The sequence below is a fragment of the Phenylobacterium sp. genome (assembly GCF_016124325.1).
Taxonomy (GTDB): Bacteria; Pseudomonadota; Alphaproteobacteria; order Caulobacterales; family Caulobacteraceae; genus Phenylobacterium.
Genome location: NZ_WGNY01000024.1, coordinates 25920 through 49621 on the forward strand (window position 1 = coordinate 25920; position 23702 = coordinate 49621).

The following is a 23702-nucleotide window of genomic DNA, read 5'->3' on the forward strand; positions in this document are numbered from 1 at the left end:
ACCCGCCCCAGGCTAGGCCGGCGGGGAAGGCGCGTGCTAAGAGGCGCCCCCGCGGCCGAGGCCGCGCCGCCGCCAGCCCCTCCGAGCTCTATGTCAGACCGTCCCGTCCGCACCCGTATCGCCCCCTCGCCCACGGGCATGATGCATATTGGCACGGCTCGGACGGCGCTTTTCAACTGGCTTTACGCGCGCCACACCGGCGGCCAGTTCCTGCTCCGGATCGAAGACACCGACCGCGAGCGCTCCACCGAGGCGGCGGTCCAGGTGATCATCGACGGCCTGCGCTGGATGGGCCTGGAAGCCGACGAGCCGCCGGTGTTCCAGTTCGCGCGCGCCGACCGTCACCGGGCCGTGGTGGACGAGATGCTGGCCCGAGGCTCGGCCTATCGCGACTACATGACGCCCGAAGAGCTCGAGGCCGAGCGCGAGTTGGCCCGCGCCGAAGGGCGCGTCGTCCGCTCGCCGTGGCGCGACCTGTCTCCCAACGACGCGCCGGACCGCCCCTTCGTCGTGCGCCTGAAGGCTCCGCAGGACGGCGAGACCCTGGTCGACGACAAGGTGAAGGGCCTGATCCGCTTCGAAAACCGCACCCTGGACGACCTGATCCTGCTCCGCACGGACGGTACGCCCACCTACAACCTCGCCGTCGTGGTCGACGACCACGACATGGAGATCACGCACGTGATCCGCGGCGACGACCACCTCAACAACGCCGCGCGGCAGACGCTCATCTACCAAGGCCTCGGCTGGGAGGTTCCGGCGTGGGCCCACCTGCCGATGATCAACGGGCCGGACGGCAAGAAGCTGTCCAAGCGGCACGGCGCGCAGGCGGTCACCGAATTCGACGACATGGGCTATCTGCCCGAGACCCTGCGCAACTACCTGGCCAAACTCGGCTGGGGCCACGGCGACGACGAGATCTTCTCGGACGCCGAGGCGATCTCGTGGTTCGACATCAAGGACGTGGTGAGCGCCCCGGCCCGCCTCGACTGGGACAAGCTCAACCACCTCAACAACCACTACATCCGCCTGGCCGACCCGGCGCGGCTCGCCGAACTGGTCGTCGGCATCCTCGAAAGCCGTGAGGTGCGCGTGCGCGAGGCCGATCACGCCCTGATCGCCCACACCATTCCGTTCGTCCGCGAAGGGGCGAAGACGACCCTGGAGCTGGCCGACGCCGTGCTGTTCGTGCTGAAGGATCGTCCGCTCGAGCTGCCGGAAAAGACCCGCGCTCAACTCGCCGACGCCGAGATGGCCGCCCGCTTCAAACGCCTGCGCGCGGCGCTCGGCGCTGTGGGCGCCTGGGATGTCCCCTCACTGGAGACGGCCCTGCGCGCTTTCGCCGAAAGCGAAGGCGTCGGTCTTGGAAAGTTCGGTCCGCAGCTGCGCGCCGTGCTCTCCGGCGGATCGCCGGCGCCCGATCTCGCCGGCGCCATGACCGCGCTCGGCCGGGAGGAGTCCCTGGGTCGTATCGACGACGCGCTTTCGCTCCCCGCGTAAAGGGGTATAAGCGCCGAGAGTTTTCATCTCGCAACCGCGAAAGGGGGCCTTATGGGCGACACGGCGAAGTTCGAACTTGGTGGCAAGTCGGTCGACCTCCCCGTCCTGAAAGGCACGGACGGCCCCGCGGTGATCGACATCCGCAAACTGTACGCGGAAGCCGACGTGTTCACCTACGATCCGGGCTTCACGTCGACGGCTTCCTGCGAGAGCAAGATCACCTTCATCGACGGCGACAAGGGCGTGCTGCTCCATCGCGGCTACCCGATCGACCAGTTGGCCGAAAGGTCCAGCTTCCTGGAGGTCTGCTACCTCCTGCTCCACGGCGAACTGCCCAGCGCGTCGCAGTTCTCCGAGTTCGAGCACAACATCACCTACCACACCATGGTGCATGAGCAGTTCGATCGGTTTTTCCAAGGCTTCCGTCGGGATGCTCACCCGATGGCGATCATGGTCGGCGCGGTCGGCGCCATGTCGGCCTTCTACCACGACAGCACCGATATCAACGATCCGGAACAGCGGATGATCTCCGCCCACCGGCTGATCGCCAAGATGCCGACGATCGCGGCGCGCGCGTTCAAGTACTCCCGCGGCCAGCCGTTCGTGTACCCGCGCAACGAGCTGAGCTACGCGGAGAACTTCCTGAAGATGTGCTTCTCGGTTCCGGCCGAGGACTGGAAGCCCAATCCGGTGCTGACGCGGGCCATGGACCGCATCTTCATCCTGCACGCCGATCACGAGCAGAACGCCTCGACCTCCACCGTCCGTCTCGCGGGCTCGTCGGGCGCCAACCCGTTCGCCTGCATCGCAGCCGGCATCGCCTCGCTGTGGGGCCCCAAGCACGGCGGCGCCAACGAAGAAGCGCTGAACATGCTGGGCGAGATCGGCTCGGTCGATCGCATCCCCGAGTTCGTCCAGGGCGTGAAGGACCGGCGCTATCTGCTGATGGGCTTCGGCCACCGGGTCTACAAGAACTACGACCCGCGCGCGAAGGTCATGCAGCAGACCTGCCATGAGGTTCTGGAGGCCGTGGGCCACCAGGACGACCCGCTGCTCAAGGTGGCCATGGAACTCGAGAAGATCGCGCTCAGCGACGAGTTCTTCATCGAGCGCAAGCTCTACCCGAACGTCGACTTCTACTCGGGCATCACGCTGCGGGCGCTAGGCTTCCCGGCCGAGATGTTCACGGTGCTGTTCGCCCTGGCGCGCACGGTGGGCTGGATCGCCCAGTGGAAGGAAATGATCGAGGATCCGTCCCAGAAGATCGGCCGTCCGCGGCAGATCTACACCGGCGCCCCCGAGCGGGCCTACACGCCTATCGACAAGCGCTAGGCCTTCAACAGGTTCAGGATCGCGTCCGCGGCGGCCTCGTTCGGATCGGGGCCGCCGCGGCCCATCTTGAGAAGCGCCGCATTCTGGCGTTCGACCTGCCGGCCCCGCAGGCCGGCGTCATCCAGGCGCATCGCGATCGCGCGCGCCAGGTCGGGTCCGTTGCAGTCGGCCTGGATCATCTCCGGCGCGACGAAGTCCTGCGCGGCGATGTTGAACAGCGTCACATACTTGGTGCGGATCATCCGCTTGAGCACCGCGTAGGTGACCGGCCCCAGGCGATAGGCCACCACCATCGGGCAGCCCGCCAGCGCAAGCTCGGTCGTCACGGTGCCGGAGCAAGCGAGCGCGACGGTCGCCGCCTTCATCGCGTCGCGCTTGGCGGCTTCGCCCTCGACAACGTGGGCGCGGAACGGCCAACCGGCCACGCGCGCCTTCACCCCTTCGGCCACGGTGGACGCGGCGGGGATCACGACCTGAAGGTTCGGGCGCTCGGCTTTCAGCAGGCGCACGGCGTCCTCGAACGCCGGCATGACGCGCTCGATCTCGACAGGACGACTGCCCGGCAGGACCAGCAGGATCGGATCGTCGGCTCCCGCCCCGATCTCGCGGCGGAGGCGGTCCGGATCGGCCGTCGCGAAATCGACTACCAATGTCGAGTTCCCGACAAATACGGTCTTCAGCCCCTCGCGCTCGAACGCCGGCGCGTCAAAGCCGAGGATGGTGAGCAGGAGGTCGTACCATCGCGCCGCCGTCCGCGCCCGGCCGGGCCGCGAGGCCCAGACCTGCGGCGCGACGTATTTCACCAGGGGCAGGCCGGGCGTCGCCCGCCGCAGCCGCTGCGCCACCCGCAGGGTGAAGCCCCAGGAGTCGATCAGCACCGCGACGTCGGGCTTCTCCCTGGCGGCCACGGCGGCGGTTTCCTCGGCGCGGCGCACCACCTTGGGATAGGCGAGCAGTCCCTCCAACAGGCCGAAGATCGACAGGTCGGCGATATCGAACGGGCTTTGGACGCCCTCGGCCGCCATCCGCGCGCCGCCAACCCCGACGAACCGGACGCCCTCGCCCAATCGACGGCGAAGAGCGCGCGCAAGGCCGGCTCCGCGGTCGTCGCCGGAGGCCTCGGCGGCCACCAGCATCACCGTGAGCGGCCGCGCGTTCACGTCCCGTCGTGCTCGACGCCCAGGATGAAGACGCCGAGTTCGTCCGCCAGCGCCAGCGTCGCCTCGCGGTCGAGCACCAGCAGGCGGCCCGCTTCGCCCACGATCCCGGCCAGACCGGCGCGGGCGACGCCCTGCACGGTGGCGACGCCGATGGTCGGCAGGTCCACCCGGGTTTCCTGGATCGGCTTGGGCGCCTTGGCGAGCACGCCCGCGCCGGCGCCCGGCTTGCCCCGCAGGTGGGCCGGCAGATCGGCCACACGGGCCAGCATGGCGTCGGTGCCTTCCTGGGCCTCCACGGCCAGCACCAGACCGTGGGCGACCACGGCGGCCTGTCCCACGTCGAGCCGGCCGATGGCGCGCGCCACGTCCAGTGCGCGCAAGGCGTCCGCCATATCGTCATCCGTCGGCCCGCGTGCGCCAAGCAGGCCAGCTGGGAGCGACAGGTCCTCCATCACCTCGTGGGCGCCTTCGACCGCGAAGCCCTCCTTCTCGAACTCGTCGACCAGCAGCCGCAACAGGGCGTCGTCGCCCTTGCGCGCCGCCGCGACCGCCTTGGGCAGCAGCATCAGACCGCGCAGATCGGGCACGAGGCTGGAGAAGTCGGGGCGCGCCACATTGCCCGCCAGGCAGATCGCCCGGCAGCCGGCCCGCTTCAGCGCTTTCAGGCACTTGCCCAGCTCGGCCAGGCCGACCTCGGCGCCGGCGTAGGGCGCTAGGTCGGCGCCCGCGAAGCCCTTCAGCCGGATGACGAACAGCGGCCGGCCGGAGCGCTCGCAGTGCTGGGCGATCTCGACCGGCAGCGCGCCGCCGCCCGCGATCAGGCCCAGCTTTTCCATCAGACCTCCCGTTCGGGCAGGCAGAGCGGGCGGCTGGCGTCGGCGCGGATGAAGTCGATGATCTCCATGACCGGCGCGCTGGCGGCGAAGACGCTGGCGGCATCCTCGATGCGTTCCTGGAAGGTGCCCTCCTCGGCGAACAGCAGGCGATAGGCCGAGCGCAGCTCCGCGATCGTGTCGCGGTCGAAGTTGCGACGCTTGAGGCCCACGAGGTTCAGGCCCTCGAGGTGGGCGTGGTTGCCCCATACCAGGCCGTACGGGATCACATCCTTGGTCACCGCCGCCAGGCCGCCGATGAAGGAGTAGCGCCCGACACGACAGTGCTGGTGGACCGCCGCGAGGCCGCTCACCATCACGAAATCGCCCACGTGCACGTGGCCGCCGAGGGTGGCGGAATGGGCCAGGATGACGTTGTCGCCCACCACGCAGTCATGGCCGACGTGGCTGGTCGCCATGAACATGCCGTCGTCGCCAACGCGCGTGACGCCGCCGTCCGTGGCCGCGACGTGCATGGTGACGTGCTCCCAGATCTTGTTGCGGTCGCCGATGATCAGTTCCTGCGGCAGATCCTCGACCGGTCCGCCGGCGTAGCTGACGTGATGCGGCGGGCCGCCGAGATTGGCGTGATTGCGCACCAGGCAATCCTCGCCGATCCGGGTGCGTCCTTCGATGACCGCATGGGCCAGGATCCGCGTGCGCGCGCCGATGCGCACCTTGGGCCCGACGATCGTGAAGGGGCCGATGCTGACGCCGTCGGCCAGTTCGGCGCCGTCCGCGACAAGAGCGGTGGGATGGATGTCGACGGACAAGTGGTCAGGTCTCCACGACCATGGCGGCGAATTCGCACTCCGCCGCGACTTTGTCGCCCACCATCGCTTGGCCGGCGAACTTGAAGACGTCGCCGCGGTGGCGCACCACGCGCACCGGCATGCGGATCACGTCGCCCGGGCGGACCGGCGCGCGGAACCGGCAGTTGTCGGCCGACATGAAGAAGATCGCCTTGCCGGCGGTGTCGACGTCGAGCGACTTCGACATCAGGACGGCGCCCGTCTGGGCCATGGCCTCGATCAGCAGCACGCCCGGCATCACCGGATAGTCGGGGAAATGGCCTTGGAAGAAGGGCTCGTTCACCGTCACGCACTTGATGCCGACGATCGATTCCGAGGGCTTGTACTCCTCGCAGCGGTCCACCAGCAGGAACGGGAAGCGGTGCGGAATCCGCGCCAGCACCTCGGTGATGTCGATCTCGGTAGGGCTCTCGGCCCCGGGCGCCTTGCGACTCATCCGTCTCCCCCGCCCCGCCGGCCCGCCATGCGCGCGAGCCACGCGGTCTCCTTCAGCCAATGCCGAATCGGCCGGGCCGGCATGCCGCCCCAGGTTTCGCCCGGCGGAATGTCCTTCATCACCCCGGCCGCCGCGCCCACGCGCGCGCCTGTCCCGATGGTGACGTGGTCGGCCACGCCGGCGCGGCCGCCGAACTGAGCGCCGTCGCCGATCGCCACGCTGCCGGAGATGCCGGTATGTGCGGCCATCACGCAATTGCGGCCCACGCGCACGTTGTGGGCGATCTGCACGAGGTTGTCGATCTTGGTGTTTTCGCCGATCACCGTGTCATCGAAGGCGCCGCGGTCGATGGTCGTGTTTGCGCCCACGGACACGCCGTCCTGGATGATCACGCGCCCGAGCTGCGGGATGTCGATGAGGCCCTTGGGCCCGACCGTGGCGCCGAATCCCGCCTCGCCGACGACGGCGCCGGCCGAGATCCGCACGCGGTCGCCGATGAGGGCGAAGCCCAGAGTGACATTGGCGGCGATGTCGCAATCGCGTCCGACCGCCACGCCCGGACCAATCACCGTGTTCGCGCCGACCCGGGTTCCGCGGCCGATCTGCGCCGCGGGCCCCACGACCCCCCCTGGTCCCAGGACGACATCGGCCTCGATCACGGCGTCGTCGGCGATCGCGACGGTCCCCGCCGCCCGGGGACGGTGGAGCCGGGCGGCCGCCAGCGCATAGGCCGCCTGAGGATTGGCGCAGACGAGCGCCACGCATCCCGGGGGCGCCAGATCGGCGGCACCCGCTGGCAGGAAGCAGGCCCCGGCCCGGCTGGACCGGAGTTCGGCGGCGTATCGCCGATCAGCGAGGAAGGTGACGTGGTCGGGCCCCGCGTGGGCGAGCACCGCCACACCGCCGACGAGGCGCTCGGCAGCGTCCGCCCGCCCCGGCTCGGCGCCGACGGCAGCGGCCAGCTCGCCCAGGCGAACCGGCCCCAAATCCTCAAAGAAACGCGGATCGGGCATCGTCCGTCCCCGCCGCCGTGGCCCCGTATCGCGTCGGCTTACTTCCGGGCGGCCGCGGGGGCGGCCGGCGCGGCCTGATCCAGCCGCTCACGCTCGATCGGGAACTGCGTGACCTTCGCGTTCAGCGAGGTGACGAGTTGGCCCGTCACGTCCATCGCCGGATTGGCGAACACCACGCTGCCGTCGAGCAGCACCGAGCATTGCTTGGACTGGTAGACCTGCTGCAGCAGCGGTTCGACTTCCTGGCCGAGGCGCTGCCGCACCTTCTGCTGCGTGGCTTCCAGTTCGCGGCGGCGAAGCTCGGCCTTCCGCTGGAGGGCGTTGGCTCGGACCTGCAGCGCCGCGGCGCGTTGCTCGAAGGTGTTCTGGTCGAGCGTGGCGCGCTGGGCGGAGAGCTGCTTGTCGTCGTTCTCGATCGCCGCCTGTTCACCGCTCAGCTCGGCCTGCACCTGCTGGGCGATCTGCTGCAGACGCATGTTGGCGTTCTTGCCGACGGCGGAATTCAGGATGGCCGCGTCCACCGACACCACGCAAAGACCCGCGATCGGCGGCCCGTGGATCACCTGCGGAACGTTCGTCTGGGCGGGAGCCGGAGCCTGGGCGACGGCGACGCCGGCTGCGGAAACGGAAATGGCCGCAGCGCAGCCCGCGGCCGCGAGAGTTTTGAAGGTCATGTCTTCCTAGAACCTGGTTGAAGTGGAGAACCGGAAAGTCTCGGTCTTGTCGTAGCTTTCCTTGGCCAAAACACGGCTGAAGTCGAATCGGATGGGGCCCATCGGCGACTTCCAGAAGATGCTGAGGCCGGCGGACGCCCGCAGACCCAGGTTGTCGCGGATGCACGTGTTGCGCGTTCCGGGGGTCGCGTAGTTGGGAATCGTCTTTGTCGGATCCGTCGGATCGGCGATCGTCGGCGCTAGGCAATCCACGTCGCCGACGCGATAGTTGCGATCCTTCTTGTCGAGCAGACCCAGGGTGCCGAAGTCGGAGAACAGCGCGGCCTTGATGCCGTACTGCTCGGGCAGGAAGGTCGGAACCGTCAATTCGACCGTACCGATGGCGTAGGCCTTGCCGCCCAGGGCGTCGGCGCGCGTCAGGCTGAGGTCGCGCGGACCGATGCCGGCGGTCTCGAAGCCGCGGAACGTCAGGCCGCCCTTGTAGTAGCGGTCGTTGATGCGCACCGAGTCGCCGGCCCAGCCGGTGACGTAGCCGCCGGATCCCACCAGCGAGAGGATGAAGTCCTTGGTGAAGCCGTGGAACCAGCCGGCCTCCAGGTCGGTGCGGACGTAGTTCACGTCGCCGCCGAGGCCAGCGACGTCCTGGTTGAAGTCGACGTAGTAGCCGCGCGTCGGATTGAGGTAGTCGTTGCGGCGGTCGAGGCGCAGGCCGTAGCCGATTTGAGAGGTCACGAACGTGCCGACCTGATCGCAGATCGCCGACGACAGCACGAGCCCCGTGGTGGGATCGCAGTAGAAGCTGTCGATCTTCACCTCGTCATTCCGCAGGGTGTAGCGGACGGCGCCGCGGCTATCGATGCTGAGCGGGAAGTTCGCGCGCAGCGTGAAGCCGAGGGTGGTCGTCTTGTAGGCCGAGTAATCCGACAGGTCGTACTTGTAGCCATAGACGTCGACGCCGGCGGCCACGTCGCGGCCCAGGAAGCGCGGCTCGGTGAACGAGAAGTCGAGCTGCTGGCGGAGCGAGCCGACCGACACGCGGGCGCGGACGTCCTGACCCCGGCCTCGGAAGTTGCGCTGGGTGACGCCCAGGTCCAGCACCAGCTGGTCGACGGACGAGTAGCCGGCGCTGAACGAAAGCTCGCCCGTGGGCTGCTCCTCGACCCTCACCTGCAGCGACGTCCGGTCGGGCGCCGAGCCTGGCGTCTCGGCGATGTCCACGTCCTTGAAGAAGCCCAACGCGCGGATCTGCCGCTTCGAACGGTCGACGAGGGCGCGATTGTAGGCGTCGCCTTCGACCACGCTCATCTCGCGGCGGATGACATAGTCCAGCGTCTGGCTGTTCCCGACGATGTCGATGCGATCGACGTAGACCCGCGGCCCCTCGCGGACCTGGAAGGTCACGTCGACGGTGCCCTTCTCGCGGTCGGGCGTGTAGCGCGGTCGGACATCCACGAAGGCGAAGCCCGCGGCGCCGGCCGCGAAGGTCAGGGCGTCGGTCGCCTGCTCGATCGCCTCGTCCTGGTAGACTTGGCCCGAACGGATCGGGACCAGGGCCTCCAGAACGTTCTTGTCCAGCTTCTGGAGCTCGGTCTCGACCGCGATCTTGCCGAACTTGTACTTGGGGCCCTCGTCGACCGTGTAGGTGACAACGAAGCCGTTCTTGTCGGGCGCCAGTTCGGCGACGGCCGACGAGACCCGGAAGTCGTAGTAGCCGCGGTTGCGGTAGTGCTTACGCAGCTGTTCCTTGTCGTATTCGAGCCGGTCGGGATCGTAGTTGGCGTTCTGCGACGAGAAGAATTTGTACCAGTGGCTCTCCTCGGTCACGACCACGTCGCGCAGGTCGTTATCGGAAAACGCCTTGTTGCCCAGGAAGTTGACCGAAAGGATGCCGCTCTTCGGCCCTTCGTCGATCTTGAAGATCAGATCGACGCGCTTCTGGGGCAGTTCGATGATCTGCGGCGTCACCGTGGCGGAGATGCGGCCCGAGCGGCGATAGAGCTCCACGATCCGCTGCACGTCGGACTGGGCCTTGGCGCGGGTGAAGATGCCGCGCGGGCGCACCGTCACCTCGTCGCGCAGCTTGTCTTCCTTGAGGCCGTGGTTCCCCTCGAAGATGACGCGGTTGATGATCGGATTCTCGACCACGGTGACGATCAGGTCGCCGCTGCGGAAGTCGATCTTCACGTCCGAGAACAGGTCGGTGCGGAACAGCGCCTTCAACGCCAGGTCGATCTTGGCCGGGTCGACCGTGTCGCCAGGCTGGATCGGCAGGTACGAAACGACCGTCGACTGCTCGATCCGCTCGTTGCCCTGAACGAGGATGCGCTGAACCTGGCCGCCGCTCTCGGCCTGCTGGGCCGCGGCGACACCAGGCGCGACGAGAGCGGTCGTGCCCAGCAGAAGGGCAAGGCCGGAGGCGAGCGCGGCGCTTGTGGCGCGGGTCTTGTACATCGAATCAGCCGTTGGAGGGACGAACAGCCTACGAGAATAGGCGGCCGAACAGATTGAACACACGGAGGCGCTGCAAATCGTTCCAGGTGGCGAACAACATCAATCCGAGAACGAGCGCAAGACCCACGCGGTACCCTGCCGCTTGAACCTTGGCGGCAAGAGGGCGGCGGGCCACGGCTTCATAGCCGTAGAAAAGGAGATGCCCGCCATCCAGCACCGGGACGGGCAACAGGTTCATGAAGCCGATGCCCACCGAGATAACCCCGATCAGCTCGAACAGGGTCAGCAGGCCATTGACTACGAAGGTGGCGAGGTCGGGCGAGACGTCTGCGGCGTGCCGGGCTAGGTCGCCGGAGAGCTGGGCCATGCCGAGCGGCCCGGCGAGCTGGTCGGCCCGCTCCCGCCCCTCGATCATGCGTCCGATGTAGACCAGCGTGGTCGAGATCGTGGAGACGGTCCGCTGCGCGCCGCCGACGATCGCTTCCGGGAGATTGTAGCGGCGGATCGTGATCTCGTCGGGTCGGGTGACATGGCCCAGGCCGAGCTTGCCGAGTTTCTGGGGCCGGCCCAGCTTGTCGTAGACGACCCCCCGGCGCGGCGTCGCCGTCAGCGTGATCTCACCGTCGCCGCGCTTGACCAGGAAGGTCATCGGCGTGTCGGAGCTGAGGATCACCTTCTCGGTGAGTTCATCGAAGCTGCGGATCGACTTGCCATCCACCTTCAGGATGACGTCGTCCTTGCGGAAACCGGCCTGCGCGGCAGGGCTGCCCGCCGTAACGGCGTCGATGCGGGTCGAACTGATCGGCTCGCCGAAGGCGAACAGCAGGGCCGCGAAGATCGCTATGGCGAGCAGGAAGTTGGCGAAGGGGCCCGCGGCCACGATGATCGCCCGCTGCCAGATCGGTTTGAAGTGGAAATAGCTGCCGATCTCGGCGGCCCTCCCCTCCTCGACCAACTGCCGCCGCATCGCGGCCAGGTCGTCGGCGTCCGGGATGCTCGCGGCGTTGTCATCGCCGGCGAAACGCACATAACCCCCGATCGGAATCCAGCCGATCCGCCAATGCGTGCCGAGCTTGTCGGTCCAGTGGGCCAGGGGCCGCCCGAAGCCGATCGCGAACCGGTCGACCTTGGTGCCCAGCGCCCGGGCGGCGAGGAAGTGGCCCAGCTCATGGATCGTGATCACCACGCCGATCACGATGATGAACGGGATCAGATAGAGCAGGATGGTCTGCAGAATCTGCATCTGGCGGGTCTACTCCATCAGGCCGCAAACACGCCGGCGACGACATCGTCGGCGACCCGGCGGGCTTCGGCGTCGGCGCCACGGGCGCGTTCGACCGCGTCGTCGTCGCGCCAGGACCGCGTGGAGCCACTGTCCACGCGTTCGAGGGTCTCCGCCACGACGTTCGGGATATCCAGGAAGGCGATCCTTCGGTCAAGGAAGGCCGCCACGGCGCGCTCGTTGGCGGCGTTCATCACCGCGGGAGCCTGGCCGCCCGCCGCCAACGCCTGCTTGGCGATGGCCAGGGCCGGGAACTTGTCGGGATCCGGATGCTGGAACGTCAGCGGGCCGGCGGTCACCAGATCGAGCTTCGGCGCCGGCCACGGCAGGCGGTCGGGCCACGCAAACGCGCAGGCGATCGGCGGGCGCATGTCGGGCGGGCCGAGCTGGGCCAGCGTCGAGCCGTCGGCGTATTCGACCAGGGAATGGATGATCTGCTGCGGGTGAACCAGAACTTCGATCCGCTCGGGAGGCATGGAGAACAGGTAGGCGGCCTCGATCACCTCCAGGCCCTTGTTCATCATGGTGGCGGAATCGATCGAAATCTTGGCGCCCATCGAGAAGTTCGGGTGCGCCAGGGCCTGATCGGGCGTCGCCGCGGCCATCTGGGCCCGCGTCGCGTCGCGGAACGGGCCTCCGGACGACGTGAGGATCAGGCGCGAGACCGAATCGGCGATCGCCGGATCCAGCACCTGGAAGATCGCCGAGTGTTCCGAGTCGACCGGCACGACGGCGCCGCCCGCCAGCTTGGCGGTCCGCAGCAGCGACGGCCCGGCGCAGACCAGGCTTTCCTTGTTGGCCAGCGCGATCACCGCGCCCGCCTTCGCCGCGGCCAGGGTGGGCGCGAGGCCGGCGAAGCCGACGATGGCCGACATCACCCACTGGGCGTCGGCCGCGGCCACGTCCCGTACGGCCTCGGCGCCCGCCGCGGCCTCGATCCCCGTGCCCTTCAGGCGGTCCCGCAGCTCGGGCAGCGCGGTCTCGTCCTCGATCACCGCCACCTTGGGGCGCCAGCGGATCGCCTGCTCGGCCAGGCGCGCGACGTTCCGGCCGGCCGTGAGCCCGACGATCTCGACCTCGACCCCCGCCTGGGCGAACAGGTCGAGAGTGGATACGCCGATGGAGCCGGTCGACCCCAGGACGCTGACCTTGCGTGGCAGACTCAATGTCCCCATCCCCAGTGGTTCGCCAACCGTACGACCGCCATGACCACCACGGCAAACATCAGGCCGTCCACGCGGTCGAGCAGCCCGCCGTGGCCGGGGATGAGATCGCCGGAATCCTTGACCCCGAACCGCCGCTTGAGCGCCGATTCCCAGAGGTCGCCCGCCATGGTGGCCAGCCCGACGGCAAGGCCGACGGCGGCGGCCGCCCAGGCGTTGAGCTGGAAATAGGGCAAGGCGGCCATGAGCACGCCGGCCCCCATGGCCGCCGCCAGACCGCCGATGAACCCCGACCACGTCTTGTTCGGCGAAAAACGCGGCCACAGCTTGGGGCCCTTCAGCACGCTGCCAACCGCGAAGGCGCCGATGTCGGCCGCCCAGGTGGCCGCCAGCAGCATCAGCGTCCACCAGGCGCCCTGGTTGGTCGCGCGCAGCCAGACGAGGCAGACCGCGGCCGGCGCGACGTAGAAGACGCCATAGGCCGCGTCGGCCGGTCGCTCGGCCACGCCGCGGGCCACCACGGCGGCGCCCGCAGCCGCCAGGACGATCGCGCCCCAGGCCCAGATGAAGTCGCCCCGATAGGCGATGAACACCGCGACCAGCACGGCAGCGGCGACCACGGCGGCGACACGCGTCGGGGAGCCCGGCGCGCTCATCCCGCCCCATTCGATCGCCAGCAGCGCCACGCCGATGGCGATCAGCACCAGATAGCCCCAGCCGCCGAACCACACGGCCGCCAGGACCGCGGGCGCGATCACCACGGCCGACGCCACGCGCAGGCCGAGGTTTGTCCAGTCGAACCGCTTAGCCGGCGGCGAGGACGTCATCGGCCACGATTGCGCCATAGCGTCGATCACGGGTGGCGAATTCGGCGAGCGCCGCGCGCAGGGGCTCCTCGCCGTAGTCGGGCCACATGATGTCCTGGAAGACGAGCTCGGCGTAGGCCGCTTCCCAGAGCAGGAAGTTCGACAGCCGCTGCTCGCCCGACGGCCGGATGATCAGGTCGGGCGGCGGCGCGCCCGCCGTGGCGAGGAAACCGCCGAACGCGGCCTCGTCGAGGTCGTCGGGGCTGCGGCGTCCCGCGGCGACCTCTTCGGCGAACCGCCGCGCGGCCGCGGCGATATCGGCCTGGCCGCCGTAGTTGAAGGCGATGGTGAGGTGGAAACGGGTGTTGTTCGCCGTCCGCGCCTCGGCGTCCTCGATGATGCGGACGAGGTCGGCGGAGAGCCCCTCGCGGCGTCCGATCACCCGCACCCTGACGCCTTCCCGTTCCAAACGGGCGATGTCGGTCTCGAAGTACCGCTTCGGCAGCGCCATCAGCTCCGCCACTTCCGCCGCCGGGCGGCTCCAGTTCTCGGTCGAGAAGCCGAAGATGGTGAGCCAGCCGACGCCGAGATCGGGCGCGGCGGCCACCGTGCGCTTCAACGCTTCGACCCCGGCGCGATGCCCCAGAGTCCGCGGCAGGCCTCGGCGTTTCGCCCAACGGCCGTTGCCGTCCATGACGATCGCCACGTGGAGAGGCCGCCCCGGCTCTCCTGGGGCGCCCGCGTACGGCGGTGTCTCGGCGGCGGCCATGCGGATCAACGAGTCCTGAGCGGGATCAGACGTGCATGATCTCTTGTTCTTTGGTTTTCAAGGCTTCGTCGATGCGCTTGACGGCCTCGTCGGTCAGCTTCTGGACCTCGGTTTCCATCCGCTTCTCCTCGTCCTGGCTGATGACGCCGTCCTTCTGCGCCTTGCGGCAGTCCTCGTTGGCGTCGCGGCGGACGTTGCGCACGGCGATCCGCTGTTGCTCGGCGTATTTGCCGGCGAGCTTGGCGAGGTCCTTGCGGCGCTCCTCGGTGAGCGGCGGGATCGGGATGCGCAGGGTCTGGCCGTCCACGACCGGGTTCAGCCCCAGGTCGGACGCGCGGATCGCCTTCTCCACCGAGACCACGACGCCCCTGTCCCAGACGTTGACGACGATCATCCGCGGCTCCGGCACGCTGACGGCCCCCACCTGGTTGATCGGCACCTGCGAGCCGTAGGCGTCCACGTGGATCTGGTCGAGCAGGGTGGCCGACGCCCGGCCCGTGCGCAGCGAGCCGAACTCGTCCTTCAACGCCGAGACGGCCTTGTCCATGCGGTCCTTGTATTTCGAAAGCACGGGCTTCTCGGTCGTGGCCATTGCGGCGTCTCCGTCCTGGGTCTTGTGGCTGAACTCTAGCGCGCTACGGCGAAATGCCTACCGCCTCGGATGTGGATCCGGCGCCGTTCCCGCGCTCAGGCGATGGTGGTGAACACCCCTTCGCCTTGTAGCACCTTCAAGAGGTTGCCCCGCTCGCGAATGTTGAACACCACGATCGGGATGTGGTTCTCGCGCATAAGGCTGACGGCCGAGGCGTCCATCACCTTAAGATTCTGCGACAAGACCTCGTGATAGCTCAGAGTTTCGTAGCGCTTGGCGTCCGGGTCCTTCTTCGGGTCGGCGGTATAGACGCCGTCGACGCTGGTGCCCTTGAACAGCGCCTCGCAGCCCATCTCGGCGGCCCGCAGCGCCGCGCCCGAGTCGGTCGTAAAGAACGGCGCGCCGACGCCGGCCGCAAAGATCACGACGCGACCTTTTTCCAGGTGGCGCAGCGCGCGGCGGCGGATGTAGGGCTCGCAGACCGCATCCATCGGGATCGCCGACTGCACGCGGGTGAAGACGCCGATCTTCTCCAGCGCGGCCTGCAGGGCCAGCGCGTTCATCACCGTGGCCAGCATGCCCATGTAGTCGGCGCTGGCGCGCTCCATGCCCGCCTCGGCCAGGGCGGCGCCGCGGAAGATGTTACCGCCGCCGACCACCACGCAAACCTGGATGCCCTCCCGCGTGACCTGGGCGATCTCGTCGGCCACGGCCGCCAGGGTCACCGGATCGATGCCGAAACCGTCGCCGCCGACCCCCGCCTCCCCCGAAAGCTTCAGGAGGATGCGTTTGTAGCGCGGCTGTGCGTCGGGCATGGGCGTTCGAGCTCTCTTTGGCTGCGCTTAGATACAACAAGGGCGCGGCGCGCGTCGAACGCGCGTCGCGCCCTCAAGGTTTCGGCCGATCAGGCCTGGCCGGTCATCGAGGCGACTTCGGCGGCGAAGTCGTCCGTCTTCTTCTCGACGCCCTCGCCGAGGGCGAAGCGCACGAAGCCCTTCAGCGTCACCGAAGAGCCCGCTTGCTTGGCGGTCTCGGCCACGAGCTGCTCGATCGTCTGATCGGGGTTCATGACGAAGGGCTGCTTCAGGAGGACGACTTCCTCCTGCCACTTGCGGATCCGGCCCTCGACCATCTTCTCGGCGATTTCGCGGGGCTTGCCCGATTCCATCGCGGTCTGGGTCTGGATCTCACGCTCCTTGGCCACGACCTCGGGGTCGAGTTCGTCGCTCGTCAGCGCCAGCGGCGGGGTCGGCGTGCCGGCCACGTGCAGAGCGATCCGGCGCGCCACCTCGGCCAGCGCGGCCTGGTCGCCCGCGCCTTCCAGCGCCACCAGCACCGCCAGCTTGGCGACGTCGTCGCCCTGCTTGTTGTGCAGGTAGAGCGCGACCGCGCCCTCGGCCACCGACAGCTTGGCCGAACGGCGCAGCTGCATGTTCTCGCCGATCGTCGCGATCAGGTTGGTGATCGTGTCCTGGACCGTTTCGCCCTTGGCGGTCTTGGCGTTGCGGATCGCCTCGACGTCGCCGTCGACGCTCAGCGCCACGTCGGCGAACTCACGCGCCGCCGCCTGGAACTGGTCGTTCTTGGCCACAAAGTCGGTTTCGGCGTTGAACTCGACCAGCACGCCGGTCTTGCCGTCGGCCGAGATCTTGCCGGCCACCAGCCCTTCGGCCGCGGCGCGGTCGGCCTTCTTGGCCGCCTTGGCCAGGCCCTTGGTCCGCAGCCAGTCGATCGACGCTTCCACGTCGCCGCCGTTTTCCTGCAGCGCCTTCTTGCAGTCCATCATGCCGGCGCCGGAACGTTCGCGCAGGTCTTTGACCAGCGCAGCGGTGATTTCCGCCATGGTCAGCTCCTCTTGGAATCTCTTGCATCGTGACGGACCCCGTATGAGGGCCCGCCGTCAGGGTTTTGTGTCAGTCGGCCTATCGCGCGGAGGCGATCAGCCGGCTTGTTCTTCCTGGTTGGCCGCGTCGGCGCCGGCTTCGGTCGTCTGGACCTCCGCGGCGGTGGTATCCGGCTCGGCGGCAGGCTCCGGCGCGAGTTCGCGCGCGAGCGCCGGTTCGACCGGAGCTTCCGAAGCCCCCAGGTCGACGCCCGCGGCCACTTGGCCGGCGGCCAGGCCGTCCAGGATCGAGTCGGCCATCAGGTCGCAGTAGAGCTGGATGGCGCGCGCCGCGTCATCGTTGCCCGGGATCGGATAGGTGATGCCGTCCGGGTTCGAATTGGTGTCGAGGATGGCGATGACCGGGATGTTGAGCTTGCGCGCTTCCTGGATCGCGATCGCTTCCTTGTTGGTGTCGATCACGAACATCAGGTCGGGGATGCCGCCCATGTCCTTGATGCCGCCCAGGGACAGCTCCAGCTTGTCGCGTTCGCGGGTCAGCTGCAGCAGCTCCTTCTTCGAACGGCCCTGGCCCTCGCCGGCAACCACGTTGTCCAGTTCGCGCAGGCGGGCGATCGAGCCCGACACGGTGCGCCAGTTGGTGAGCGTGCCGCCCAGCCAGCGGTGGTTCACGTAGTACTGCGCGCAGCGCTTCGCGGCCGTGGCGATCGGATCCGACGCCTGGCGCTTGGTGCCGACGAACAGGATGCGGCCGCCGCCCGCGGCGACTTCACGCACCTTCACCAGGGCCTGGTGCAGCAGCGGAATCGACTGCGACAGGTCGATGATGTGGATGTTGGAACGCGAACCGAAGATGTACTTGTCCATCTTCGGGTTCCACCGGTGCGTCTGGTGGCCGAAGTGCGCGCCGGCTTCCAGCAGCTGGCGCATAGAAAAATCAGGCAGAGCCATCGTCTGTATCTCGTCTTTCTTCCGGTTGGACCGCCGCAGGCAAACCCTCCCGAAGGAGGACCGGAACGGACAGGACGGGATGTCTCCCCGCCGAGCCGCACGCCCACGTGTGGATTGGAGCGGCGCATGTAGGCGCAAAGCGTCGGAAAATCAAGCGGCCGGCCCGAGCCGGCCGGCTCAGCGCTTCTTCTTCTCGCCTTCGGGGCCGAACACGCTGGTCCCGTAGGGCTTCAGCTTGGGGCCCGCCTGATAGGGCGCCTGCCCGGCCTTGTGCTCGTAGGTCGACGGCCCCTGGTAGGGCTTGAACGCCGGGGTTCCGGCCGGTTGCGACGGCGATGGCGGTCGCGCCGGAGTCGCGCCGGCCGGGGCCGGCGTCCCGTAGGCGCGCGCCCAGGACTTCGCCGTCGGCGAGCCCGCGCCATAGGTCTGGGCCGCCGCGCCGCCGCCGAGGGCCACGCTCAATGCGACAACAAGCGCCGATTGCCGGATCATCACCATCTGCCTTCCGGTTGCCGGCCCACTACGACCGTCCCCAGGCGTGAAAATCAAGCGCCAAGGCCTACAGGTCCTCGACGAACACCACCCCAGGCGCCGTCTTGATCGCCCCGCGCACGGCGCCATCCAGCGCGTAGCGGCCGGGCAGCCTCAGCTCCACCTCGCGGCCGCCACCGAGCTGGGCCGTCAGGACCACCTCTCCGCCCCGCCCGTTCGATACGCCCAGCCGCCGCTTCAGCGCCTCGATCTCGGCGCTGGGCGTGACGTGCACCCGCAGGCCGGCCACCACGTTCTCGACCGCCTTCTCGACTGGTTCCACGTCGTCGCCGAAGAAGCGGACCTCGCCGTCGCTAGCCTTGGCGCGGACCTTGATCGCCACCGCCCGGCCCGGCTCCAGCAGGTCGCGGCACTTGCGCAGCGCTTCCGGCGGAAACAGCACCTCGTACTCGCCGGTGGGGTCGGAGAAGGTGACGAAGGCGAACTTCTCGCCCGATCGCGACGGCCGCTCCTGCTTGCGCCGCACGACGCCCGCCATGCGCAGCGCCTCGGCCCCGGCGCTGGCGCGCGCGATGGCGTCGGTGAGCAGGTCGGTGCGCCGCCGCCGCAACGCCTCGACCATGTCCTCCAGCGGATGGCCCGAGAGGTAGAAGCCGACGGCCGCCAGCTCCTCGTCCAGCCGCTCGGCCGGGGTCCACGCCTCGGTCGCCGGCAGCCGCGGGCGGGCCGCCTCGGCCTGGTCGCCGCCAAATAGCGAAGCCTGCGACGACTCCCGGTCGGCCGCCACGCTCTGGGCGTAGCCGATCAGGGTGTCGGCCGCCGTCACCAGCAGCGCCCGGTTGGGATGGATCGCGTCGAACGCGCCGGCGCGCGCCATGGTCTCGAAGGTGCGCTTGTTGACGTGCTTGGGATCCACGCGCTCGACGAAGTCGAAGATGTCGACGAAAGGCCCGCCCTCGCGGCGCACCTGGGCCACATGCTGCATCGCCTGCAGGCCCACGTTGCGGATCGCGCCGAGCGCATAGAGCACCTCGCCGTTCTCCACCTCGAAGTCGGCGCCCGAGCGGTTCACGCACGGCGGGCGGATCTTCACGTTGAAGCGCTTGGCGTCCTGGTAGAAGACCGAGAGCTTGTCGGTGTTGGCGATATCGAGGCTCATCGACGCGGCGAAGAACTCGACGGGCGCGTTCGCCTTCAGCCAGGCCGTCTGGTAGCTGACGACGGCATAGGCCGCCGCGTGCGACTTGTTGAAACCGTAGCCCGCGAACTTGTCGACCAGATCGAAGATCGCTCCGGCCTGTTCGGCCGAGACGCCCTTGGCCGCGGCGCCCGAGATGAAGCGGGCGCGCTGCTGCTCCATCTCCTCCTTCTTCTTCTTGCCCATGGCCCGGCGCAGAAGGTCGGCCTCGCCCAGGCTGTAGCCCGCCAGGATCTGGGCGATCTGCATCACCTGCTCCTGGTAGACGATGATGCCGTAGGTCTCCTTCAGCACCCCCTCCAGGCTGGGGTGCAGGGTGTCGATGGGCTTGCGGCCGAACTTGCAGTCGATGAAGGCCGGGATGTTGTCCATCGGGCCCGGGCGGTAGAGCGCGCCGACGGCGGTGACGTCCTCGATCGAGCCGGGGCGGAGCTGGCGCAGGGTGTCGCGCATCCCCTGCCCTTCCAGCTGGAAGACCCCGATGGTGAGCGCATTGCTCATCAGGTCGTAGGTGGCCTGGTCGTCCTGCGGCAGCGCGGCCATGTCGACGGCCGCCCCGCGCTGCTCCAGGTATTTCACCGCCCGGTCGATGACGGTCAGGGTCTTCAGGCCCAGGAAGTCGAACTTCACCAGGCCGGCGCTCTCCACCCACTTCATGTTGAACTGTGTGGCCGGCAGCTCCGAGCGCGGATCGCGGTAGAGCGGGGTGAGCTGGGTGAGCGGCCGGTCGCCGATCACCACGCCGGCGGCGTGGGTCGAGGCGTTGCGGTAGAGACCTTCGAGCTGAAGGGCCACGTCGAGCAGGCGGGCCACCGCCTCGTCGCGGTCCCGCTCGTCCTTCAGCCGGGGCTCGATGTCGATGGCCTGGGCCAGGGTGACCGGATTGGCGGGGTTGGCCGGCACCATCTTGGCCAGCCGGTCCACCTGGCCCAGCGGAAGCTGCATCACCCGGCCCACGTCGCGCAGCACCGCGCGCGCCTGCAAGGTGCCGAAGGTGATGATCTGGGCCACCTTCTCGCGGCCGTACCGTTGCTGGACGTAGGTGATGACCTCTTCGCGGCGCTCCTGGCAGAAGTCGATGTCGAAGTCCGGCATCGACACCCGCTCGGGGTTCAGGAAGCGCTCGAACAGCAGGCCGTAGCGCAGGGGATCCAGATCGGTGATCGTCAGCGAATAGGCCACCAGCGAGCCGGCGCCCGAACCGCGGCCGGGTCCCACCGGGATACCCCGCGCCTTCGCCCACTTGATGAAGTCCGACACGATCAGGAAGTAGCCCGGGAACCCCATCTGGGTGATCACCTGGAGTTCGCGCTCCAGCCGAGCCTCGTACTCCTCGACCGGCCGCACGTTGGCGCGGCCCGCGGCCATCCGCTGCTTCAGCCCCTCGCGCGCCTGGCGCGCCAGCTCCTCGGCCTCGGAAATCTCGCCGTCCGTGAACCTGGGCAGCAGCGGGTCGCGCTTGGAGACCATGAAGGCGCAGCGCCGGGCGATATCGAGGGTGTTGTCGCAGGCCTCGGGCAGGTCGGCGAACAGGGCCCGCATCTCGCCCGCGCTCTTGAAGCCGTGCTCGGCCGTCACCCGCCGCCGCTCATCCTGGCCCACGAAGGTTCCATCGGCGATGCACAGCAGCACGTCGTGCGCCTGATAGGTCTTGGCGTCCTTGAAGTAGACGTCGTTGGTGGCGACGAGGGGCACGTCCTCGTCGTAGGCGAAGGCCACCAGCCCGCCCTCGGCGGCCGCCTCGGCCGCCGTCTCGTGACGTTGCAGCTCGACGTAGAAGCGGTCGCCGAACGCCGCCTTCATCTCAGCCAACGCCGCGCGGCCCTCGTCGGCCTTGCCCGCCGCGAACAGATGGTCGACAGGCCCGTCCGGCCCGCCGGAGAGCAGGATCAGCCCCTCGGAATGCGCGCGGACCTTCTCCCACGCCACATGCGGCTCCTCGCTGGCGTCCACCTCGAGGAACGCGGCCGACGAAAGCTCGCAGAGATTCAGATAGCCCCGCTCGCTCTGGGCCAGCAGCGTGATCGTGGGCGTCTTGGCCCATCGCTCGGAAAGCCGCTCGCCCACGCCGCTCACCGGCAGGGCGCAACCGATGATCGGCTGCACGCCTTCGCCCTTGGTGGCGACCGAGAACTCCAGGGCGCCGAAGAGGTTGGCGCGGTCGGCTATGGCCACCGCCGGCATGCCGCCCGCCTTGGCCAGGGCGCCGATCTTGTCGGCCTTGATGGCGCCTTCGAGGAGCGAATAGGCGGAGCGGACCCGGAGGTGGACGAACCCTTCGTCTGCGCCCTCCGCCAATGCCGCCTCCCCCATTCGCACGGCGGTCAGCTCACGAGGCCGGCCACCGAACAGACCATCCAGACAAAACTCGCCACCGACACAAAGGCCAGCGATTCCCGGGCCAAGCGAACCATCTACGGCGTCCTTTCTGTGGGGCGGCTGTGGACAGCCGCGAATGCGTTCCGTTTTCGTTCTTATTCCGGTTTTGTTCTCCTCGTCAAGCGGGCCATTCCGAGGCAGCGTGCGGCCCATGCCCCGGCCCGGCCCCGTCGAGAACACCGGCGACGAGTTCGCCGACCCCGATGTCGCGCGCGCTTACGTCCATCGGCCGCCCTATCCCGAGGCGCTCTACCTCCGCCTCGCCGAGATCGCCCCCCGACACGGCCACGCCGTGGACCTGGGCTGCGGCCCCGGAAAGTTGGCGACAGGACTGGCGGACACGTTCGACACCGTCACCGCGATCGATCCTTCGGGGCCGATGATCTCCCTCGCCCAGGCGCTGGACGACGGAGGCCACCGGAACATCCGTTGGCTGCATGCGGCGGCCGAGGACGCGGACCTGACCCTGCCATTCGATCTGGCCGTGGGGGGCGCGAGCCTTCACTGGCTACGACACGACGTCGTCTTCCCGCGCATGCGCATTGGCGCCGGCCGCGACGGCCGCGTGGCGGCGGTCGGGGGCGACGGTCCCTCAGCCGCGCCCTGGCTTGGCGACTACGGGGCGCTGGTCAGGCGGTGGATCGAACAGTTGGGCTTCCAGTTCAACCACCCGGAGTTTGTCGCGCGGATGAACGCCCACGAGGCCTGGATCGACATCGAAGGCCGCGAGACGTTCACGCATGGCCATTGCATGCCCCTGGCCGACTTCATCGAAGGCGAGCACTCGCGCGCCACCTGGTCGCGCGCCAAGATGGGCATGGAGGCCGCCCGGGCCTTCGACGACGACCTGCGTCGAATGCTGGAGCCTCATTCCGTCGACGGCATGCTCGCCTTCGACGTGACCACCCATCTCATGTGGGGCCGGCCGCGGGCTACGCCGCGAGCCTGACCAGCATCTTCCCGGAGTTCTTGCCCTGCATCAGGCCGATCAGGGCCGCGGGCGCGGCGGCGATCCCCTCCATGATCGTCTCCTGGTACTTGACCTTCCCGTCGCGGAGCCAGCCGGCCATGTCGCGCTGGAAGTCGCCGTAGAGGTGCATGAAGTCGGTGGCCACGAAGCCCCTCAGCATCACCCGCGCATAGATGATGTTCGACAGGTTCGACACCGGCGAGTGGCCGGAATTGTAGCCCGAGATGAAGCCGCACACCGGGATGCGCCCCAGCGTGTTCATGCGCCGCAGCGCCGCCTCCAGGTGGTCGCCGCCGACGTTGTCGAAATAGACGTCCAGGCCCTTGGGCGTCGCGGCCTCCAGCGCCTTGCGGATCGGCTGGGCCTTGTAGTCGATCACCGCATCCAGCCCGACCTCGTCGCGCAGCCAGGCGGCCTTGTCCTCGGAGCCCGTCGAGCCCACCACGTAGCAGCCCTTGATCTTGGCGATCTGGGCGGCCACCGAGCCCACGGCGCCCGCCGCGGTGGAGACGAACACCTGCTCGCCGTCCTTCAGCTGGCCGATATGCAGCAGGCCGCCGTAGGCAGTGAATCCGGTGCCGCCGAGCGCGTGCATGTGGACGGTCAAGGGCAGGCCGTCGGCAGGAGAGAGCCGGGTCAGGCCCTTGCCGTCCGAGACGAAGAATTCCCGGAAGCCCATCCGGTTCGAGACGAGGTCGCCGACGGCGAAGTCGGGATGCTTCGACTGGACCACCCGGCCCAGCGCCCCGCCCGTCATCGCCTCGTTCAGGGCCTGGCCGGCGGTGAGCCTCGGCCGCATCGCCGGATCGACCGACATGTAGAGGTTCTCGACCAGCACCTGGCCGTCGCCAGCGTCCGGGACCTGCGTCTCGACCAGCTGGAAGTTGTCGGGCGTCGGCATTCCGTCCGGACGCGCGACAAGATGAATTTCCCGGCTGACGGGCATGATGCCTCCCCTACTGTTCTCGTTGGCCGCGCGGCTGGCGCCGGCGCGCGGGGCGAAGGCT

The 23702-nt window shown here is 68.7% G+C and carries 22 protein-coding genes; 3 read left to right on the forward strand and 19 right to left on the reverse strand.

Annotated elements, in window-relative coordinates:
- Positions 1 to 90: 90 nt before the first annotated feature.
- Positions 91 to 1500 (forward strand): glutamate--tRNA ligase, encoded by a 1410-nt coding sequence (gene gltX, locus GC203_RS14915; RefSeq protein WP_293455955.1) that lies wholly within the window; start codon positions 91 to 93, stop codon positions 1498 to 1500.
- Between the two features lie 51 nt (positions 1501 to 1551).
- Entirely contained in the window at positions 1552 to 2832 is a 1281-nt protein-coding gene (gene gltA / locus GC203_RS14920) for a citrate synthase (RefSeq protein ID WP_293455957.1), read from the forward strand.
- Here gltA and lpxB read toward each other — a convergent pair.
- From lpxB to sidA, 18 genes are all read right to left on the reverse strand, one after another.
- A complete protein-coding gene (gene lpxB, locus GC203_RS14925; RefSeq protein WP_293455959.1) occupies positions 2829 to 3992 on the reverse strand; it encodes a lipid-A-disaccharide synthase in 1164 nt (387 codons plus the stop codon). The two genes, gltA and lpxB, sit on opposite strands and share 4 nt — an antisense overlap.
- Positions 3989 to 4828: a UDP-2,3-diacylglucosamine diphosphatase LpxI gene (lpxI, locus tag GC203_RS14930; RefSeq protein ID WP_293455962.1), complete on the reverse strand. Its 840-nt coding sequence runs from the start codon at positions 4826 to 4828 to the stop codon at positions 3989 to 3991. Before lpxI ends, lpxB begins: the two co-directional genes overlap by 4 nt.
- Positions 4828 to 5637, reverse strand: a complete 810-nt coding sequence (lpxA, locus tag GC203_RS14935; protein ID WP_293455964.1) for an acyl-ACP--UDP-N-acetylglucosamine O-acyltransferase — start codon at positions 5635 to 5637, stop codon at positions 4828 to 4830. Before lpxA ends, lpxI begins: the two co-directional genes overlap by 1 nt.
- A 4-nt stretch (positions 5638 to 5641) precedes the next feature.
- Positions 5642 to 6112 carry a 3-hydroxyacyl-ACP dehydratase FabZ gene (gene fabZ, locus GC203_RS14940; protein WP_293455966.1) on the reverse strand — a complete coding sequence of 157 codons (471 nt, stop codon included), beginning with the start codon at positions 6110 to 6112 and terminating at the stop codon, positions 5642 to 5644.
- A complete protein-coding gene (gene lpxD / locus GC203_RS14945) occupies positions 6109 to 7125 on the reverse strand; it encodes a UDP-3-O-(3-hydroxymyristoyl)glucosamine N-acyltransferase (RefSeq protein ID WP_293455968.1) in 1017 nt (338 codons plus the stop codon). The genes fabZ and lpxD overlap by 4 nt, the downstream gene beginning before the upstream one ends.
- A 38-nt stretch (positions 7126 to 7163) precedes the next feature.
- Entirely contained in the window at positions 7164 to 7799 is a 636-nt protein-coding gene (locus GC203_RS14950; protein WP_293455969.1) for an OmpH family outer membrane protein, read from the reverse strand.
- Between the two features lie 6 nt (positions 7800 to 7805).
- Positions 7806 to 10250, reverse strand: a complete 2445-nt coding sequence (bamA, locus tag GC203_RS14955) for an outer membrane protein assembly factor BamA (RefSeq protein ID WP_293455972.1) — start codon at positions 10248 to 10250, stop codon at positions 7806 to 7808.
- A 28-nt stretch (positions 10251 to 10278) separates the two neighbouring features.
- Positions 10279 to 11445: a M50 family metallopeptidase gene (locus GC203_RS14960; protein WP_293455975.1), complete on the reverse strand. Its 1167-nt coding sequence runs from the start codon at positions 11443 to 11445 to the stop codon at positions 10279 to 10281.
- Between the two features lie 65 nt (positions 11446 to 11510).
- On the reverse strand, positions 11511 to 12707 hold the full coding sequence (gene dxr / locus GC203_RS14965; RefSeq protein WP_293455978.1) for a 1-deoxy-D-xylulose-5-phosphate reductoisomerase: 1197 nt from the start codon (positions 12705 to 12707) through the stop codon (positions 11511 to 11513).
- Positions 12695 to 13522: a phosphatidate cytidylyltransferase gene (locus GC203_RS14970; protein WP_293455981.1), complete on the reverse strand. Its 828-nt coding sequence runs from the start codon at positions 13520 to 13522 to the stop codon at positions 12695 to 12697. Before GC203_RS14970 ends, dxr begins: the two co-directional genes overlap by 13 nt.
- Positions 13500 to 14270 (reverse strand): polyprenyl diphosphate synthase, encoded by a 771-nt coding sequence (gene uppS, locus GC203_RS14975; protein WP_293455984.1) that lies wholly within the window; start codon positions 14268 to 14270, stop codon positions 13500 to 13502. Before uppS ends, GC203_RS14970 begins: the two co-directional genes overlap by 23 nt.
- 25 nt (positions 14271 to 14295) lie before the next feature.
- Positions 14296 to 14862, reverse strand: coding sequence for a ribosome recycling factor (gene frr, locus GC203_RS14980; protein ID WP_293455987.1), 567 nt, complete (start codon positions 14860 to 14862; stop codon positions 14296 to 14298).
- Between the two features lie 95 nt (positions 14863 to 14957).
- Positions 14958 to 15677 (reverse strand): UMP kinase, encoded by a 720-nt coding sequence (pyrH, locus tag GC203_RS14985; RefSeq protein ID WP_293455990.1) that lies wholly within the window; start codon positions 15675 to 15677, stop codon positions 14958 to 14960.
- A gap of 89 nt (positions 15678 to 15766) precedes the next feature.
- Entirely contained in the window at positions 15767 to 16705 is a 939-nt protein-coding gene (tsf, locus tag GC203_RS14990; RefSeq protein ID WP_293455992.1) for a translation elongation factor Ts, read from the reverse strand.
- A 96-nt stretch (positions 16706 to 16801) separates the two neighbouring features.
- Entirely contained in the window at positions 16802 to 17656 is an 855-nt protein-coding gene (gene rpsB / locus GC203_RS14995) for a 30S ribosomal protein S2 (RefSeq protein WP_293455994.1), read from the reverse strand.
- Between the two features lie 177 nt (positions 17657 to 17833).
- Complete coding sequence (locus GC203_RS15000) at positions 17834 to 18118, reverse strand: hypothetical protein (protein WP_293455997.1); 285 nt, start codon at positions 18116 to 18118, stop codon at positions 17834 to 17836.
- A gap of 97 nt (positions 18119 to 18215) precedes the next feature.
- On the reverse strand, positions 18216 to 21644 hold the full coding sequence (gene dnaE / locus GC203_RS15005; RefSeq protein WP_293456000.1) for a DNA polymerase III subunit alpha: 3429 nt from the start codon (positions 21642 to 21644) through the stop codon (positions 18216 to 18218).
- 26 nt (positions 21645 to 21670) lie between these two features.
- Positions 21671 to 21760: a cell division inhibitor SidA gene (sidA, locus tag GC203_RS23940; protein ID WP_366501884.1), complete on the reverse strand. Its 90-nt coding sequence runs from the start codon at positions 21758 to 21760 to the stop codon at positions 21671 to 21673.
- 116 nt (positions 21761 to 21876) lie between these two features.
- Between sidA and GC203_RS15010 the strand changes: the two genes are divergently transcribed.
- On the forward strand, positions 21877 to 22674 hold the full coding sequence (locus GC203_RS15010; protein WP_293456003.1) for a class I SAM-dependent methyltransferase: 798 nt from the start codon (positions 21877 to 21879) through the stop codon (positions 22672 to 22674).
- On the opposite strand, the gene GC203_RS15015 is transcribed toward GC203_RS15010, so the two are convergent.
- The gene (locus GC203_RS15015; protein WP_293456006.1) at positions 22658 to 23641 is read right to left on the reverse strand and encodes an NADP-dependent oxidoreductase; all 984 of its coding nucleotides are present in this window, start codon (positions 23639 to 23641) and stop codon (positions 22658 to 22660) included. The two genes, GC203_RS15010 and GC203_RS15015, sit on opposite strands and share 17 nt — an antisense overlap.
- Positions 23642 to 23702: the final 61 nt, after the last annotated feature.

What these genes read in the sequence shown, in the direction of transcription:
- gltX (WP_293455955.1), top strand. Translation starts at nt 91, where the DNA reads ATGTCAGACCGTCCCGTCCGCACCCGTATCGCCCCCTCGCCCACGGGC.
- gltA (WP_293455957.1), top strand. Translation starts at nt 1,552, where the DNA reads ATGGGCGACACGGCGAAGTTCGAACTTGGTGGCAAGTCGGTCGACCTC.
- lpxI (WP_293455962.1), bottom strand. Translation starts at nt 4,828, where the DNA reads ATGGAAAAGCTGGGCCTGATCGCGGGCGGCGGCGCGCTGCCGGTCGAG.
- fabZ (WP_293455966.1), bottom strand. Translation starts at nt 6,112, where the DNA reads ATGAGTCGCAAGGCGCCCGGGGCCGAGAGCCCTACCGAGATCGACATC.
- lpxD (WP_293455968.1), bottom strand. Translation starts at nt 7,125, where the DNA reads ATGCCCGATCCGCGTTTCTTTGAGGATTTGGGGCCGGTTCGCCTGGGC.
- GC203_RS14950 (WP_293455969.1), bottom strand. Translation starts at nt 7,799, where the DNA reads ATGACCTTCAAAACTCTCGCGGCCGCGGGCTGCGCTGCGGCCATTTCC.
- bamA (WP_293455972.1), bottom strand. Translation starts at nt 10,250, where the DNA reads ATGTACAAGACCCGCGCCACAAGCGCCGCGCTCGCCTCCGGCCTTGCC.
- dxr (WP_293455978.1), bottom strand. Translation starts at nt 12,707, where the DNA reads ATGGGGACATTGAGTCTGCCACGCAAGGTCAGCGTCCTGGGGTCGACC.
- GC203_RS14970 (WP_293455981.1), bottom strand. Translation starts at nt 13,522, where the DNA reads ATGACGTCCTCGCCGCCGGCTAAGCGGTTCGACTGGACAAACCTCGGC.
- uppS (WP_293455984.1), bottom strand. Translation starts at nt 14,270, where the DNA reads ATGGCCGCCGCCGAGACACCGCCGTACGCGGGCGCCCCAGGAGAGCCG.
- frr (WP_293455987.1), bottom strand. Translation starts at nt 14,862, where the DNA reads ATGGCCACGACCGAGAAGCCCGTGCTTTCGAAATACAAGGACCGCATG.
- pyrH (WP_293455990.1), bottom strand. Translation starts at nt 15,677, where the DNA reads ATGCCCGACGCACAGCCGCGCTACAAACGCATCCTCCTGAAGCTTTCG.
- tsf (WP_293455992.1), bottom strand. Translation starts at nt 16,705, where the DNA reads ATGGCGGAAATCACCGCTGCGCTGGTCAAAGACCTGCGCGAACGTTCC.
- rpsB (WP_293455994.1), bottom strand. Translation starts at nt 17,656, where the DNA reads ATGGCTCTGCCTGATTTTTCTATGCGCCAGCTGCTGGAAGCCGGCGCG.
- sidA (WP_366501884.1), bottom strand. Translation starts at nt 21,760, where the DNA reads ATGGTTCGCTTGGCCCGGGAATCGCTGGCCTTTGTGTCGGTGGCGAGT.
- GC203_RS15010 (WP_293456003.1), top strand. Translation starts at nt 21,877, where the DNA reads ATGCCCCGGCCCGGCCCCGTCGAGAACACCGGCGACGAGTTCGCCGAC.
- GC203_RS15015 (WP_293456006.1), bottom strand. Translation starts at nt 23,641, where the DNA reads ATGCCCGTCAGCCGGGAAATTCATCTTGTCGCGCGTCCGGACGGAATG.